Genomic DNA, 15,498 nt, shown 5'->3' with positions numbered 1-15,498 from the left:
TCAGTGTCTGCATCGTCGCCATCAGGCTCGGCGCGCCGTGGCCGCTCGCGGTTCTGACCACCGTCGTGGGGCTGCTGTCGACGATCCTGTCGGCACGCATCGGCATGGCGATCAATGCTCTCCTCCTGCCGGAGCGGCGATCTCGTGAACTGACCGCTCTCTTCGCTCTCGCGGTGATCGTCATCGCCTTCCCCGTCGCCGTCTTCCTCGCGTCGCTCAAGTGGGACGGGCACGTGCCGGCAGCCGTGGCCGCGCTGACGGCGTCGGTGGGCGTCACCCCGCTCGCCGCCTCCTCGCAGTTCCTGTTCTCGTTCGCCACCGACGACACCGCCGGCGCGTGGATCAGCGGCATCGTCGCTTTCGCCACCGCCGCAGCTCTCTGGGCGCTGTGGACGTGGCTGGTGCGGCGACTGCTCACGACCACCGAGCGTCCCGTCGCATCTCGCGAGCGGAGCGGTCTCGGCTGGTTCGGCCTGCTGCCCTCCAACGCGTTCGGGGCGATCGCGTCTCGCAGCCTCGTGTACTGGCTGCGTGATCGCCGGTACATCATGAACCTCATCGTCGTTCCGGTCGCGGGCGTGCTCACGGTCCTCCCGCTGCTCGTCGCCGGTGTGCCGCTGGAGATCGCCGCGCTCGTGCCCGTTCCGGTCATGGCGCTGTTCTTCGGATGGCTGCCGCACAACGACGTCGCGTACGACTCCACGGCGCTCTGGACGCACGTGGCGAGCGGCGTCCGCGGCATCCCCGACCGGCTGGGTCGACTGGTGCCGGTCATGCTGGTCGCGGTTCCTGTGCTCGCGATCGCCGTGCCTCTCACCCTGCTGTGGATCGACGACTGGCGACTGCTTCTTCCGCTGACCGGTCTCGGGGCGAGCCTGCTGCTGTCGGCGCTCGGATTCTCGAGCATCGTCTCGGTCATCGCGCCGTACGCCGTCTCCCGACCCGGCGACAGTCCGTTCCAGCAGCCCCAGCGGCCCACGTCGCGAGGTGCCTACGGCCCGGCCGCTGCCTTCCTCGGCGCCATCGTGGTGAGCATCCCCACCATCTGGCTGCTCGTGCTCACGATGCTCGAGGGATCCCGGTTCGCACCTGCGACGTTCTGGGCGGGGCTGGCGACAGGCGTCGTGGTCCTGGTGGTCGGCGTCGCCGTCGGCGGCCGCATCTTCGAGCGCGAGGGCGAGCGTCTGATGGAGTTCGTCGAGACGGCGTGACAGCCGCCCACCCCTGTGCGTCCGCCGCTAGACTCTCGGCATGAGTACTCCGCTGGACAGCCCCGATCAGGGTGGCGTGGCAACGCTTGATCGCGAACTGGAAGAACTCCTCCGCGAGGAGAACCTCGAGCCGGGCGACCATGAGCGTTTCTCGCACTATGTCAAGAAAGACAAGATCCTCGAGTCTGCGATCACCGGCAAGCCGGTCCGGGCACTGTGCGGCAAGAAGTGGACTCCGGGTCGCGACCCGGAGAAGTTCCCGATCTGCCCCACGTGTAAAGAGATCTACGAATCGATGATGGGCTGAGGCGCCACAGCCTCAGCCGCCGTCAGCTCGCGTCGACGTAGACGGTGGGGATCGCCGGGTCGGACTTGCTCAGAGCCAGCGCGCGCACAGGCAGTTCCTCGCGAACCCGCAGGTGGTGAGCGCGGGCCGAGGCGGTTCCCTCGGGGCCTTCGAACGCCGTGTCGATCTCGCCGCCCTCGACGAAAATCGTCTGCAACGGACGCCCGTCGGGGTGCTCGGCCGGGGTGTCGAGCTGTTCGAATCCGTCCGAGACGATGACGGTCTCAGCCTCGGCGACGCCGTCGACGAGAGTCCGGAACGCAGCCTTGCGTCCGCCGTGCGACGCCTTGTCGGCCGATGCCTTGGCCACGCCGATCCACGCTCCGTCGGGGTTCTGCCGGGCGACGAGCTTGTAGACCATGCTGGCGGTGGGGTAGCCCGAACCCGTGACCACCGAGGTGCCCACGCCGTATGCGTCGACCGGCGACGCAGCCAGAGCGGCGATCGCGTACTCGTCGAGATCGCTGGTGACCGTGATGCGTGTGCCGGTCGCGCCGAGCTCATCGAGCTGCGCCCGCACCTCGGCGGCGACGATCGGGAGGTCGCCGGAATCGATCCGCACGCCGCCGAGTCCGGTGCCGGCGACGCGGATGGCCGTCTCGACCCCGGTGCGGATGTCGTAGGTGTCGACGAGCAGGGTCGTGTCGGTCCCGAGACTGTCGATCTGCGAGCGGAAGGCTTCCTCCTCGGTCTCGTGCAGCAGCGTCCACGAGTGCGCGGCGGTGCCCATCGTCGGGATGCCCCAGCGTCGTCCGGCTTCGAGGTTGCTCGTGGCGCGGAAACCGGCGATGTACGCGGCGCGAGCGGCGGCCACGGCTGACTGCTCGGCGGCACGGCGTGAGCCCATCTCGGCCAGCGGACGCTCGCCCGCGGCGATGCTCATGCGGGACGCCGCGGTGGCCACGGCAGAATCGTGGTTCAGGACGCTCAGTGCCAGGGTCTCGAGCACCACGGCGTCGGCGAAGCTGCCCTCGACCGTCAGGATCGGAGAGCCGGGGAAATACAGCTCGCCTTCGCGATAGCCGCGGATGGAGCCGGTGAAGCGGTAGTTCTCGAGGTAGGTGAGCGAGTCGGCATCCACCACATCGTTGTCACGGAGGAACCGCAGCTCATCCTCTTCGAAGCGGAATTCCCGAAGCAGAGAGAGGAGGCGTCCGGTGCCCGCGACCACGCCGAAACGGCGTCCGCCCGACAGTCGGCGGGAGAAGAGCTCGAACACGCTGGGGCGAGAGGCGGTGCCGTCGCGCAGAGCTGCGGCGAGCATGGTGAGTTCGTAGCGATCGGTCAGAAGCGCCGTGGACGTCGTCATGCGCTCAGCATACTGACGACATCCGTTCGGGTTGCTGCGCGTACCGCGGGGCGTACGCGGGTAGGCTCGGTAGTCATGAACGACGCCCCGATCGGAATCTTCGACTCCGGTGTCGGCGGACTCACGGTGGCACGGGCCATCCGAGCCCAGCTGCCCCGGGAATCGTTCGTCTACATCGGCGACACGGCGCACTCGCCGTACGGTCCGAAGCCGATAGCGGATGTGCGGCGATACAGCCTCGAGGTCCTCGACACCCTGGTCGATCAGGGCGTCAAGATGCTCGTGATCGCGTGCAACACCGCATCGGCCGCGATGCTCCGCGACGCCCGCGAACGGTACGACATCCCCGTCGTCGAGGTGATCGGCCCTGCAGTCCGCCGCGCCGTCTCGACCACGCGCAACGGCCGCGTCGGAGTCATCGGCACCGTGGGGACGATCGGGTCCCGCGCCTATCAGGACATGCTCGAGGTGAACGAGCGGCTCGAGGTCTTCACCGCGGCGTGCCCTCGTTTCGTTGAGTTCGTCGAGGGTGGCATCACCGGTACCCCCGAGGTGCTCGCGACGGCCGAGGAGTACCTCGCGCCGCTTCGCGAGGCCGACGTCGACACGCTCGTGCTCGGCTGCACCCACTACCCGTTCCTGCGCGGCGCCATCAGCTATGTGATGGGAGAGGGCGTCACTCTCGTCTCCAGCGACGACGAGACCGCGGGCGATGTCTACCGCCAGCTCGTGAGAGGCGACCTGCTCGCGTCGCCCGACGCCACCGCGACCTATGTCTACGAGGCGACCGGAGACTCGACGACCGAGTTCACCGCCCTCGCCAACCGCCTGATGGGCCGGGAGGTGCGCGACGTGCAGCTCGTGCAGACCGGCGTCATCACGCTTCCGGAGACTGTCTTCGGGCAGTAGCCCGCGTGCAGCATCCGTTTCATCCACCTCCACCCGAAGGAAGCCCATGACCAGCATCGTCCGCGCCGACGGCCGTTCCACCGACCAGCTCCGCGAGATCACCATCGAACGAGGGTGGAGCAGCCACGCCGAGGGATCGGCCCTGATCAGCTTCGGCGGCACCAAGGTGCTGTGCACGGCGTCCTTCACGAACGGGGTTCCGCGCTGGCTCACCGGCAAGGGCAAGGGATGGGTGACCGCCGAGTACTCGATGCTCCCTCGTGCGACCAACAGCCGCAACGACCGTGAGAGCGTCAAGGGCCGCATCGGCGGACGCACGCACGAGATCTCGCGCCTGATCGGTCGAGCGCTCCGCGCCGTCGTCGACACCAAGGCGCTCGGTGAGAACACGATCGTGATCGACTGCGATGTGCTGCAGGCCGATGGAGGCACGCGTACGGCCGCGATCACGGGGGCGTATGTCGCCCTGGCCGATGCGATCGAGTGGGGCCGCGAGAAGAAGTTCATCGGCAGGAACTCGACGCCGCTGCTCGATTCGGTCGCTGCCGTGTCGGTGGGCATCATCGACGGCGAGCCCATGCTCGATCTCGCATATGTCGAGGATGTCCGCGCCGAGACCGACATGAACATCGTCGTCACCGGACGCGGTCTGTTCGTCGAGGTGCAGGGCACTGCCGAGGGTGCGCCGTTCGACAAGCGCGAGCTCGACGCGCTGCTCGACCTGGGCGTCGCCGGCTGCGCCGACCTGAAGGAGCAGCAGCTGAAGGCGCTCGCAGGCTGATGAAGGTCGTCCTCGCCACCCACAACGAGCACAAGGTCGCGGAGTTCCAGCAGATCGTCGCGGCTACTCGTCCGGATCTCGAGGTCGTCGGGTACGACGGACCCGAGCCCGTCGAAGACGGCGTCACCTTCGCTGAGAACGCATTGATCAAGGCGCGTGCGGCTGCGCTGCATACGGGGCTCGCGGCCCTCGCCGACGACTCCGGCATCTGTGTCGACGTGCTCGGCGGAGCGCCCGGCGTCTTCTCCGCCTATTGGGCAGGACACAAGAAGGATGCCGCCGCGAACCTCGAACTCCTGCTCGACCAGCTGCACGACGTGGCGGATCCGCACCGCACCGCCCACTTCACCTCGACCATCGCCCTGGTGACCCCGGAGGGGGCCGAGCATGTGGTGGTGGGGAACTGGCCCGGACGCCTCGCGACCGAGGCGTCCGGCGGGGGCGGCTTCGGCTACGACCCGATCTTCATCCCGGACGGACAGCCCGAAGGCGCCGAGCGGACGGTGGGGGAGTTCACGGGGGGCGAGAAGCAATCGCAGTCGCACCGTGCCCGTGCATTCGCGGAACTGGTGCCCCTTCTCGCAGCTCTCTGAGCCGTCTCAATAACCACTACGCTTGACGTACTTCAAACGTAGTGGTTAGTGTGTCGACATGCGTCAACTCACGTACTACGTAGGCGTCACCCTCGACGGCTTCATCGCCGGCCCTGACGATGAGGTGGACTTCTATCCGGTGACCCCTGCCTTCGCCGAGATGATGGGCACCGAGCTCGCCGACGTCCAGCCGGCCTTCGTGCGCGCAGATCGTGGGGGCGTCGATCAGCCGCTGACGCGTTTCGACACGGTCGTGATGGGGCGGCGGACATACGAGCCGGCTCTGCAGGTGGACGTCACCGACCCGTACTCTCACCTTCGAACGGTCGTCTTCAGCACGACGCTGGCGGATGCCGGTGAGCCGAATGTCGAGATCGTTCGCACCGATCCGGTCGCGCGGGTGCGAGAGCTCAAGGCTCAGCCGGGCTTGGGCATCTATCTCGCCGGCGGCGCCACGCTCGCCGGCGTGCTGCTCGACGAGATCGATCGGCTGATCATCAAGAAATACCCGGTGATCGCAGGCTCCGGCATCCCGATGGCGAGTCATTCCTTCTCCCCGACGCAGTTCGGTCTCGACCGGGTGCGGTCGTTCGACAACGGGTGCGTGGTGCTCGAGTACACCCGTCTGCGGTGAGACGCGGCTACTGAGAATCATCACCATTCCCGACTAGGTGCAGACCGGCCGACGCGCGCTGGCGCCGGTCTAGCCTGGAGACATGCACGATCATGCGCCCGCCGCCGGAGGCATACGCTCCGCGAGCCATCGCCGACTTCTGGCGATCTCGCTGACGCTGACCGCGACGATCATGGTCGTGCAGGTGGTGGGCGCGGTGCTCACGGGGTCACTGGCGCTGCTGGCAGATGCGGCTCACATGTTCACCGACGCGTCTGCACTGGTCATCGCCCTCATCGCGGCGGCGGTCGCCGCGCGACCCGCCGACGACCGACGCACCTACGGGTACCAGCGTGCCGAGGTGTTCGGGGCGCTGATCAACGCGATCATCCTGATCCTGCTCGCGGGCTGGGTCGCGATCGAAGCCGTCGGTCGCCTGCTGAATCCGTCTGAGACCGAGGTCGTGGGCGGACTCATGCTCGTGGTCGCCATCGTCGGCCTCGTCGCGAATGCGATCTCGATGTGGCTGCTGAGCCGCGCTCAGCGCACCAGCATCAACGTGCGCGGTGCCTACCTCGAGGTGATGGGCGATCTGATCGGGTCGGCGATGGTGATCATCGCCGCGATCGTCATCGTCACGACCGGGTGGATGCCGGCCGATGCGATCGCCTCGATGATGATCGCGGCGCTGATCATCCCGCGAGCGATCTCGCTGCTGCGCGAGGTGTTCTCCGTACTCTCCGAGTCGGCGCCGAAGGGCACGGCGGTCAGCGACATCCGTCAGCATCTGCTCGACTACGACGGCGTCGTCGGCGTGCACGACGTGCACGTCTGGCAGCTGACCCGCGGAGCCCCGGTGTTCAGCGCCCATGTGAGTGTGGAACCCGCGCTGCTCGCAGACGGTCGGTCGGCGAGGCTGCTGAACGACCTGCAATCGTGTCTCGCGCGCCACTTCGATGTGGCGCACTCCACCTTCCAGATCGAGCCCGCCGAGCAGTCGGACTGCGAACCGCATCACGCGTGACCGGCGGTCAGCTCTCGACGACGACCTCATCGGGCGACTTGTCCGGGCGAAGCCCGCGCCAGCGGGAGTGGCGGAGCACGCCGTCGGGGGTCCAGTTGGCGAACTCGACCTCGCCGACCAGCTCCGGTTCGACCCACAGGGCGTCCGAGGCGTCGAGCGCGGGGACGCCGTCCAGCGGCGGCGAATCGACCCTCAGCGGGGCGAGTCGGGCGAGCAGATCACGCAGCATCCGGTCGGTGAAGCCGGTGCCGACGCGTCCCACATATCGCAGGCGTCCGGAGTCCGGAACCGCGAGCAGCAGTGACCCGAACGTGCCCTCTCGGTCGCCCTTGCCCGGACGGATGCCCACGATCACGGCCTCCTGCATGCGCGTGTGCTTGAGCTTGAGCCAGGCGGGGGAGCGTTGGCCCGGTCGATAACGGGACGCGGGATCCTTCACGACCACACCCTCCAGACCGAACTCGTCGCTTGCGGCCAGCGCGGCATCGACGTCGTCGAACACGGGCGGCACCTGCATGGGCGCGTCGAGATCGGAGACCACCTCTTCGAGCAGAGTGCGTCGCTGTGACAGAGGCATCGAACTCAGGTCGTGGCCGTCGAGACGCAGCAGGTCGAAGACCATGTAGACGACAGGGGTGCGCACGACCTCGCGCTCGATCTCGCGAGGACGCGTGAGGTGCATCCGGTTCTGCAGCATCGAGAAGCTGGGTCTGCCGTTCGCGTCGAACGCCACGATCTCGCCGTCGACGATCGCATCGCCGACCGGAAGGAACGGTGCCCCGTCAGCCGTGAGCTCGGGGTAGCGCGCGGTGATGTCGGTGCCGCTGCGGGCGTGCAGAAGCATCCGTCCGTCCGCCCACGTGCCGATCGCGCGGATGCCGTCCCACTTCACCTCGACCCAGGAGGGCGAGCTGAGGCTGCGGGCGATCGCGGGCGTGCCGTTCTCGGCGAGCATGGGGGAGACAGACGCCGGGGCGGCGGATGCCGGGGTGCTCACCGCTCCGGAGATCCTCGGGCGGTGCCGCGACGATTCCGTGCGCTGCGCGGGGGCGACTTCCCCGGTTGCCGGCGGACGCGTCGTCTGCACCCGCGATGCGTGCGCAGTGCGCAGCGGCGCGATCGGGTCGAGTCCCGATTCCGCGCGCTCGAGCACGGTCGCGAAGTCGAGCTGGGAGAGGCCGGGGTCGTCGAGTTCGTCCCAGGTGCGAGGGGCCGCGACCCAGGGCTGCGCTCGCCCCCGCATCGAGTAGGGCGAGATCGTGGTCTTCTTCCCGTTGTTCTGGCTCCAGTCGAGAAAGACCTTGCCGCCTCGCGCGGTCTTCGCCAGCGTGCTGGTGGCGAGGTCAGGATGCTCGGTCTCGATGAGTCGGGCGATCTCCTTGACGACAGCCGAGATCTCGTCGCTGGTCTGCTGACCGGGAAGGGCGGCGTAGAGGTGGATTCCCTTGCTGCCGCTGGTCACCGGCACCGGGTCGAGTCCGATGTCGCTCAGCAGGCCGCGAGCGATGCGCGCGACCTCGGCGCACTGCACGAGTCCGACGCCGGGGCCGGGATCGAGATCGAGCACGAGGCGGTCGGGCTTGCCGGGCAGGCCATCGGGGGCGAAGCGCCACTGCGGCACATGCAGCTCGATCGCAGCGACCTGGGCGAGCCACACGAGCGTCGGCACGTCCTCGACGAGCGGGTACTCCTTCGGTCCGTCCGAGTGGCGGATCTCGTGCCGGGGGATCCAGGTCGGAGCCCCGGGTTCGAGCTGCTTCGTGAAGAACGCGTCGGCAGGAGCATCCGAGGTTCCCACGCCCTCGACCCACCGCTTGCGAGTGACGGGCCGCCCCTCGAGCAGAGGGAGGATGTGCGGGGCGATCGCCGTGTAGTACGCGATGATCTCGCCCTTGGTGGTGCCGGTGTCGGGGTAGACGACCTTGTCGAGGTTGGTGATGCGCAGTCGACGACCGTCGATCTGCACGTTCTGCGCCTCTGCGACCATGACGCCAGCGTAGTCAAGGTACTGGTCGCGACCGGGGCGGCTGGTGTTCACTGGTGGCATGAGAACGATCTGGAAGGGCGCGCTGACCTTCGGCCTCGTGAACGTGCCGGTCAAGGTGTATTCCGCCACGGAGGACCACGACGTGCCGCTGCATCAGGTGCACGAGAAGGACGGCGGCCGCATCCGCTACCAGCGCACCTGCGAGGTGTGCGGCGAGACCGTGGCGTATGCCGACATCGACCGCGCCTACGTCGACGAGGGGCAGACGGTCGTGCTCACCAAAGACGACCTGGCTGCGCTGCCGGCGGAGAAGAGCCGTGAGATCGACGTCGTCGAGTTCGTGCCCTCGGATCAGGTCGATCTGCTGACTCTCGACAAGCCGTACTACCTCGAGCCCGACTCGAAGTCGCCCAAGGCGTATGTTCTGCTGCGCAAGACGCTCGAGCAGACCGATCGCACGGCGATCGTGCGATTCACCCTGCGGCAGAAGACGCGCCTCGCGGCTCTCCGCGTACGCGGCAAAGTACTCGTGCTGCAGACGCTGCTGTGGGCCGACGAGGTGCGCGAGGCCGAGTTCCCCTCGCTGGATGAGGACGTGCGGATCTCGAAGAAGGAGCTCGAGCTGTCGGCATCGCTGGTCGACAGCTACTCGGCGGACTTCGACCCGGAGTCGTTCGTCGACGAGTACCAGAAGGAGCTGCGCACCCTGATCGACGCCAAGATCGAGGCCGGTGACACATTCGACGTGTCGGAGACGTTCGGCGAGGCCGAGGGCGATTCCAAGAGCGGCGAGGTCATCGATCTGATGGAGGCGCTGCGCGCCAGTGTGGCCCGCACCAAGGCCGCGCGATCCGAATCATCCGACACCAAGGCGAGCGCCAAGAAGAGCCCGAGCAAGAAGAAGGCGGGCTGACGCTCAGCCCGCCTTCTTCACTGATTCAGCGTCGCGGAATCAGCGTCAGTGCTTCGGCGTCAGTGCTTGCCGTCGCCGTCGAAGTCGGGAGCGCGGTCGAACACCTCGGGCTCGAGAGCGAGTTCCTCGGCCTCGGCCGCGTCGGTCTCGCCGTCGCCGGCTGCGGCCTCCTTCTTCGCCTTGTGGCGCTCGGAGAGGTAGTGCCAGAGCGTGATGAGCGCCGTGCCGCCGACAGCGGCGAGCAGGATCAGGTCGATGTAGCTCTCGACGAAGTCCGCGATCGGCGGGATGAAGCCGATCGCGTAGCCGAACATCGTGAGGCCGAAGCCCCAGAGGATGGCGCCGATGAGGTTGTAGAGCGTATAGCGGCGCCACGGCATGTGGCCGACGCCGGCGGCGACCGGCGCGAAGGTGCGCACGATCGGCACGAAGCGGGCGAGGATCACGGTGATGCCGCCGAAGCGCTCGAAGAACGCGTTGGTTCGCTCGACGTTCTTCTTGCTGAAGAGGCCCGACTCCTTGCGTTCGAAGACCGCAGGCCCGCCCTTGTGGCCGATCAGGTAGCCGACTTCACCGCCGACGAAGGCGGACAACCCGATGAGCAGCGCGACGATCCAGACGTTGATGCCGAAGACGCCGTGCTCGGAGCCGGCGATCGGATGCGACAGCAGCCCCGAGATCACCAGCAGCGTGTCACCCGGAAGCAGGAAGCCGACCAGCAGGCCCGTCTCGGCGAAGACGATGAAGCACACCACGAGCAGCGCCCAGGGGCCGGCCGATCCGATGATGGTGGCGGGGTCGAGCCAGGGGATGAGCGCGGCGTGATGCATTGATTTCCCGTCGTAGTGCGCTGTGCGGCGGTCAAGTCGTCGGTCGCGCGGCACGCGACAGATCGTGCGGAAGGTGGGACTTGAACCCACACGCCCTAGGGCACAGGAACCTAAATCCTGCGTGTCTGCCAATTTCACCACTCCCGCGCGGTGGAAAACAGTCTACTGACCGGGGGATCGTGCATTGCTGGGGATCCGCCCGCAGCTGAGTCGCGGGCGCTGTGGATAACTCCGACGGGCCGGGTGCGATCCTTGCGAGGATGCACGGGTGATCCAGCCCTCCGTCGTCGTCGCCGAGCGCGTGCGTCAGCGACTCCGGGCAGAGGGCACCGACCCGGTTCTCGATGCCGACGCGGCGCACGTGGTCGCCCTGTCGGAGGTACGACGGTTCAACGACACCGCCCTGGCACGAGGAGAGACGACGCTCGACGACGAGGCCCGTTGCGTCCGCGACGTGCTCGCCGCGGTCACGGGGTTCGGGGCGCTGCAGCCGCTGCTCGACGATCCCGAGATCGAGGAGATCTGGCTCAACGGCCCTGAGAGCATCCATGTGGCTCGAGGCGGGGTGTCGGAGCGCATCGACCTGCGTCTCACCGAGTCGATGCTGCGCGACCTCGTCGAGCGGATGCTGCAGTCGACCGGTCGCCGCGTGGACATCAGCCAACCCTTCGTCGACGCGTCGCTGCCGGACGGGTCAAGGCTGCATGTGGCCATCGCGGACGTGGTGCGGGGCTCGTGGTCGGTGAACATCCGCAAGTTCCTGCCGCGATACCGGTCGTTGGATGCGCTCGTCGCCCACGGAGCGCTCACCGGAGAGGTGGCATCGATGCTCCGTCGGGCGATGCGCGACGGACAGAGCATCATCGTCTCGGGGGCCACCCACGCGGGCAAGACCACCGTGCTCGGGGCGCTGCTCGATTCGTGCGCGCAGAGTCAGCGCATCATCACGGTCGAGGAGACATTCGAGATCGCCGTCGAGGGTCCGGATGTGGTGTCGCTGCAGGGCCGTCAGACGAGTCTCGAGGGCAGCGGCGAGATCACGGTGCGCAGGCTTGTCAAAGAGGCGCTGCGGATGAGACCGGATCGCATCGTGGTGGGCGAGGTGCGAGACGCCGAGGCGCTCGACCTGGTGCTCGCGCTCAACACCGGCGTTCCCGGTGCCGCCACCGTCCACGCCAATTCGGCGGAGGAGGCTCTCGAGAAACTCGCCCTGCTTCCGTTGCTGGCGGGACGCAACATCGACCGCAGCTTCATCGTGCCGGTGCTCGCGGGCGGCGTCGATCTCGTGGTGCACTGCGTACGGGACGACCAGGGGGTTCGTCGGGTGCACGAAGTCATCTCGCCCACGGGCGAGGTCGACCAGGGGCGGATCGTCACCAGGAGGCTGTACGAGCACAGCGCGGACGCAGTAGCACCGCGACGGGGCGATCTCCGTCGGATCGGCGTCGGCCGATGATCGCTCTTCTCGGAGCCCTTCTCGCGGCCGGGCTGCTGCTCTGCGTCTCACCGTGGTTGTGGCCTCCGCGCACGGACGAGATGAAGTCCGTCCGACGGGGTCCGTTCGAGAGGCTGCTCGCCGAGGCGGGTTTCGGCGCTGTCCGCCCGCGCGTGCTGGTCCTGGCGGTCATGGTGCTCGCGCTCGCCGCCGCATCCGTCGTCTGGCTCGTGGCCGCCATGCCTGTTCTCGCGGCCCTGGCTGCGTCGGCTGCGGCAGTGTCACCGGTCGTGGTGCTGCGTTCGCGACGTCTGCGACTGCGCAAGATGCGGCGACAGCTCTGGCCCGACGTGTGCGACCTGCTGATCGCCTCGATACGCGTGGGGCTGTCTCTGCCCGACGCGGTGGCGAGCCTCGCTGACTCCTGTCCCGCGATGCTGCGGCCGGCATTCGAGGTCTTCGCCCGGGATCTGCGCGCGACCGGACGCTTCGAGACGAGCCTCGACCGGCTGAAGCTCTCTCTCGCAGATCCGATCGCCGATCGCATCATCGAGACCCTGCGCATGGCGAGACAGGTGGGCGGCACGGAGCTCAGCGGGGTACTCCGCGCTCTGTCTTCGTCAGTGCGTGCAGACGCCGCGCTGCGCGGCGAGGTCGAGGCCAGGCAATCCTGGATCCGGGGCGCGGCAGTGCTCGGCTCGATCGCGCCCTGGGTGATCCTCGGGCTGCTCGTACTTCGCCCGGAGGGTGCCGCGGCATACGCGACCCCGGAGGGTGCGCTCGTGATCTGTGTGGGGGCTGGGCTCTCCCTGATCGCCTATCGGATCATGATCCGCATCGGGCGCCTCCCCGAGCCCGGCAGGTGGTTCGGATGAGTGCGGTCTCGTCGGTCGCCTTCGCCACACTCATCGGTGGCGTGCTCGCCGCGGGCCTGCTGTGCATGCTCACAGCGCTGCCTCGCTGGTCGGCGACTCCGCTGGTTCTGCGGATCGCGGGCTACGTGCGCGATGTGGTCGCCGAAGAGAACCTGCCGCGCACGGCCCTCTCGACTCATGGATCGCGTGTCGACGGAGCGCGGCACGGCGTATGGCTCCGGTCGCAGCTCGCATTCGAGCGAGCCCTCGGCGGGGGAGACGCGCTGCGAGCGAGGCTCGCTCAGGCGGGATCCGCGGTGGAGCACGGAGTCTTCCGAGCTCGGCAGCTCGGTTGGATCGTCGCGGGTATCGCGACCGGTGCCCTGGTGGTGATCGGCGTCGCGATCTTGGGACGGATGAGTCCGCCGATCGCGCTCCTTCCCGCGCTCATGGGGGTCGGGGCGGGTGTCCTGTGCGACATGCACCTCACCGCGCGCGTCAGATCGAGGCGCCGGCGTCTCACCGACGAGTTGCCGACCACGCTCGAATTCCTCTCACTCTGCCTGTCGGCGGGAGAGGGTTTCCTCGATTCCCTCCGGCGGGTCGCCGCAGTCGGATCGGGCGAGCTCACCGGCGAGTTCCGCGGAGTGGTGCTCGCGGTCGGCACGGGCTCGACGCTCGCAGACGCGCTCGCTCAGATGGCGCGCCGCCTCGAGTTGCCAGGTCTCACCCGCGCCGTCGACCAGGTGATCGCCGCTCTCGAACACGGCGCCCCACTCGCGGGAGTGCTGCACGCTCAGGCGGGCGACGCACGAGAAGATGCCAAACGCGTGCTGATCGAGCAGGCCGGCCGCAAGGAGATATTGATGCTCCTTCCGCTCGTGTTCCTGATCCTTCCGCTCTCGGTGCTCTTCGCCATCTACCCGGGCCTCTTCATTCTGCGACTCGGCATCGGCTGAGCGATCGACGAAAGGACGACATGAACATGTCTCGACTCCGGGGCGCGGGCTCCGCGACCTCCCACTCCGCAGCGCTGCTCGACGACGAGCGAGGTGATGTGCCCGGCTGGGTTCTGGTTCCATTCCACCTATGTCAGAACCAGAGTCGCTTGTTTGGCAGTGTGAGCGTCTCTGCTAGCGTGCAATCGAGCCCGCCCAAGGCGCATCTACCCGGTAAGGGTGCGCCCAACCCGCAGCATGTCGAGGGTGGTCGCCCGTTCGAGTCGGGCCGGGTCCGGGAGGCGCACGGTACTGCGGGTGCTGTCGGCGTTTCCGCCTCTGGTCGAGTTCGCGCCTGGGGATGCCGTGCCGCCGATCACGCTCGTGACCTCTACGAAGACGAGCGTGCCGACGTTCCCGGTTGGGTTCTCGTGACACTGATGACCGCCGGACTCGTGGTCCTCATCTGGGCGGTGGCGGGCCCGGCGCTGAGCACGCTGTTCGAACAGGCCATCCAACGAGTCTCAGGACTCTGATGGCACCCCCGTCGATGATCGACATGCCTGGCGTACGTGACGACGCGGGCGATCGCGGATCCAGCCCGGTCGAGTTCGTGCTCGTCGGAACGCTGCTCACCCTGCTGACCCTCGCGGTGCTGCAGCTCGCGCTCGCCGTGTATGTGCGCAACGTCGTCCACGACGCCGCCGTCGAGGGTGCCTATCATGCTGCCCTCGCCGACACGGACGTGCAGGAGGGGGTCGACAGAACCAGGCTCAGCATCACCCGCGCGGTCGGAGAGACGTACGCCGAGGACGTGAGCGCCTGGCGCTCGACCTCCCTCGGCCACGCGACGATCGAGGTCCGCGTCCGCACCACACTCCCGGTGATCGGGCTGATCGGCATCCCGTTCGCTCTCGAGATCGACGCGCATGCTCCGGAGGAGTCTTTCGATGAGGGATGACGAAGGGTCCGCGGCGCTCGAGTTCATCACGGTCGGTGTGATCCTCCTCGTGCCGCTCGTGTACCTGATCATCGCGCTCGGTGCCATCCAGGAGCAGATGCTCGGGGTGGAGGCCGTCGCCCGGCATACGGCACGGGTGATCGCGCTGGCTCCCGGCGAGGATGCGGCGGTGTCACGCAGCGAGCGCGTCCTCGTGACAGTCTCGGAGCAGTACGGGATCGATCCGGACTCGACCGTGGTCTCGGTGTCGTGCACACCTGTGGCGGCCGGGTGCCCATCCGCCGGGGCGCTCGTGACGGTCACCGTCGCGTCGACGGTCTCCCTGCCGATGGTGCCCGCGGTGCTCGGACTGCAGGACGTCGCGACGGTGGCCGTCGAAGGCTCCTCGACGCAGAAGGCCTCCCGACTGTGGGGCTCCGGATGAAGTCCGGCGACGAACAGGGGAGCGTGCTGCTGCTGACACTCGGGTACGCGCTGCTCGCTCTCGCACTCATCCTGGTCAGCGTCTGCGCCACCGACCTGTACATCGCACAGAGACGGCTGGACGCTCTTGCCGACGCTGCCGCGCTCGCCGGAGCCGACGGGTTCACCCTCGTCGTCGAGGATGACAGCGCCCATGCCGACCTCACCGACGACGGGGTGCGGGAGCAGGCAGAGGCTCTTCTGGCGCAGATGCCGGGGTCGGGGATGCTGGTGTCGGCTGAAGCTCCCGACGGTCTCTCGGCCCGGGTGCAGGTGTCCACCGACTGGCACCCGCCGCTCGTCGCCCTCTTCCTGCCTGACGGAGTGCGGCT

At 68.0% G+C, this 15,498-nt stretch carries 17 protein-coding genes and 1 tRNA gene; 14 read left to right on the top strand and 4 right to left on the bottom strand.

Annotated elements, in window-relative coordinates; genetic code table 11:
* Both J7E68_RS11320 and J7E68_RS11315 read left to right on the top strand, forming a co-directional pair.
* The coding region (locus J7E68_RS11320; protein WP_215172645.1) for a hypothetical protein at window positions 1-1,211 on the top strand (1,211 nt) is incomplete at its 5' end.
* A 40-nt stretch (window positions 1,212-1,251) separates the two neighbouring features.
* Complete coding sequence (locus J7E68_RS11315; protein ID WP_017828506.1) at window positions 1,252-1,518, top strand: DUF3039 domain-containing protein; 267 nt, start codon at window positions 1,252-1,254, stop codon at window positions 1,516-1,518.
* 22 nt (window positions 1,519-1,540) lie between these two features.
* On the opposite strand, the gene J7E68_RS11310 is transcribed toward J7E68_RS11315, so the two are convergent.
* Window positions 1,541-2,866 carry a nicotinate phosphoribosyltransferase gene (locus tag J7E68_RS11310; protein ID WP_215172643.1) on the bottom strand — a complete coding sequence of 442 codons (1,326 nt, stop codon included), beginning with the start codon at window positions 2,864-2,866 and terminating at the stop codon, window positions 1,541-1,543.
* 75 nt (window positions 2,867-2,941) lie between these two features.
* Here J7E68_RS11310 and murI point away from each other — a divergent pair, with 75 nt between their 5' ends.
* From murI to J7E68_RS11285, 5 genes are all read left to right on the top strand, one after another.
* Window positions 2,942-3,775: a glutamate racemase gene (gene murI / locus J7E68_RS11305; RefSeq protein ID WP_215172641.1), complete on the top strand. Its 834-nt coding sequence runs from the start codon at window positions 2,942-2,944 to the stop codon at window positions 3,773-3,775.
* 46 nt (window positions 3,776-3,821) lie between these two features.
* Entirely contained in the window at window positions 3,822-4,556 is a 735-nt protein-coding gene (gene rph / locus J7E68_RS11300; RefSeq protein ID WP_215172639.1) for a ribonuclease PH, read from the top strand.
* Window positions 4,556-5,149 carry an RdgB/HAM1 family non-canonical purine NTP pyrophosphatase gene (gene rdgB, locus J7E68_RS11295; RefSeq protein WP_215172637.1) on the top strand — a complete coding sequence of 198 codons (594 nt, stop codon included), beginning with the start codon at window positions 4,556-4,558 and terminating at the stop codon, window positions 5,147-5,149. The genes rph and rdgB overlap by 1 nt, the downstream gene beginning before the upstream one ends.
* A gap of 58 nt (window positions 5,150-5,207) precedes the next feature.
* Window positions 5,208-5,783, top strand: coding sequence for a dihydrofolate reductase family protein (locus tag J7E68_RS11290; protein ID WP_215172635.1), 576 nt, complete (start codon window positions 5,208-5,210; stop codon window positions 5,781-5,783).
* An 82-nt stretch (window positions 5,784-5,865) separates the two neighbouring features.
* Window positions 5,866-6,786, top strand: coding sequence for a cation diffusion facilitator family transporter (locus tag J7E68_RS11285; RefSeq protein ID WP_215172633.1), 921 nt, complete (start codon window positions 5,866-5,868; stop codon window positions 6,784-6,786).
* Between the two features lie 7 nt (window positions 6,787-6,793).
* On the opposite strand, the gene ligD is transcribed toward J7E68_RS11285, so the two are convergent.
* On the bottom strand, window positions 6,794-8,773 hold the full coding sequence (gene ligD, locus J7E68_RS11280; RefSeq protein WP_215172647.1) for a non-homologous end-joining DNA ligase: 1,980 nt from the start codon (window positions 8,771-8,773) through the stop codon (window positions 6,794-6,796).
* A 58-nt stretch (window positions 8,774-8,831) separates the two neighbouring features.
* Here ligD and J7E68_RS11275 point away from each other — a divergent pair, with 58 nt between their 5' ends.
* Window positions 8,832-9,686, top strand: a complete 855-nt coding sequence (locus tag J7E68_RS11275) for a Ku protein (protein WP_215172631.1) — start codon at window positions 8,832-8,834, stop codon at window positions 9,684-9,686.
* A gap of 59 nt (window positions 9,687-9,745) precedes the next feature.
* On the opposite strand, the gene J7E68_RS11270 is transcribed toward J7E68_RS11275, so the two are convergent.
* Window positions 9,746-10,516, bottom strand: coding sequence for a VTT domain-containing protein (locus J7E68_RS11270; RefSeq protein ID WP_215172629.1), 771 nt, complete (start codon window positions 10,514-10,516; stop codon window positions 9,746-9,748).
* Window positions 10,517-10,581: 65 nt separating this feature from the next.
* Window positions 10,582-10,663, bottom strand: a tRNA-Leu gene (locus J7E68_RS11265).
* Window positions 10,664-10,784: 121 nt separating this feature from the next.
* On the opposite strand from J7E68_RS11265, the gene J7E68_RS11260 reads away from it, so the two are divergent.
* From J7E68_RS11260 to J7E68_RS11235, 6 genes are all read left to right on the top strand, one after another.
* Window positions 10,785-11,972 (top strand): ATPase, T2SS/T4P/T4SS family, encoded by a 1,188-nt coding sequence (locus J7E68_RS11260; RefSeq protein WP_215172627.1) that lies wholly within the window; start codon window positions 10,785-10,787, stop codon window positions 11,970-11,972.
* Complete coding sequence (locus J7E68_RS11255; protein ID WP_215172625.1) at window positions 11,969-12,826, top strand: type II secretion system F family protein; 858 nt, start codon at window positions 11,969-11,971, stop codon at window positions 12,824-12,826. Before J7E68_RS11260 ends, J7E68_RS11255 begins: the two co-directional genes overlap by 4 nt.
* Entirely contained in the window at window positions 12,823-13,764 is a 942-nt protein-coding gene (locus J7E68_RS11250; protein WP_215172623.1) for a type II secretion system F family protein, read from the top strand. The genes J7E68_RS11255 and J7E68_RS11250 overlap by 4 nt, the downstream gene beginning before the upstream one ends.
* 538 nt (window positions 13,765-14,302) lie before the next feature.
* The gene (locus tag J7E68_RS11245) at window positions 14,303-14,704 is read left to right on the top strand and encodes a TadE/TadG family type IV pilus assembly protein (RefSeq protein ID WP_215172621.1); all 402 of its coding nucleotides are present in this window, start codon (window positions 14,303-14,305) and stop codon (window positions 14,702-14,704) included.
* Window positions 14,694-15,128, top strand: coding sequence for a TadE family protein (locus tag J7E68_RS11240; protein WP_251048906.1), 435 nt, complete (start codon window positions 14,694-14,696; stop codon window positions 15,126-15,128). The genes J7E68_RS11245 and J7E68_RS11240 overlap by 11 nt, the downstream gene beginning before the upstream one ends.
* The coding region (locus J7E68_RS11235) for a hypothetical protein (protein ID WP_215172618.1) at window positions 15,125-15,498 on the top strand (374 nt) is incomplete at its 3' end. The genes J7E68_RS11240 and J7E68_RS11235, both read left to right, overlap by 4 nt.

It is taken from the genome of Microbacterium sp. ISL-103 (assembly GCF_018613995.1).
Classification (GTDB): Bacteria; Actinomycetota; Actinomycetes; order Actinomycetales; family Microbacteriaceae; genus Microbacterium.
This window is presented reverse-complemented; position numbering and strand designations above follow the sequence as displayed.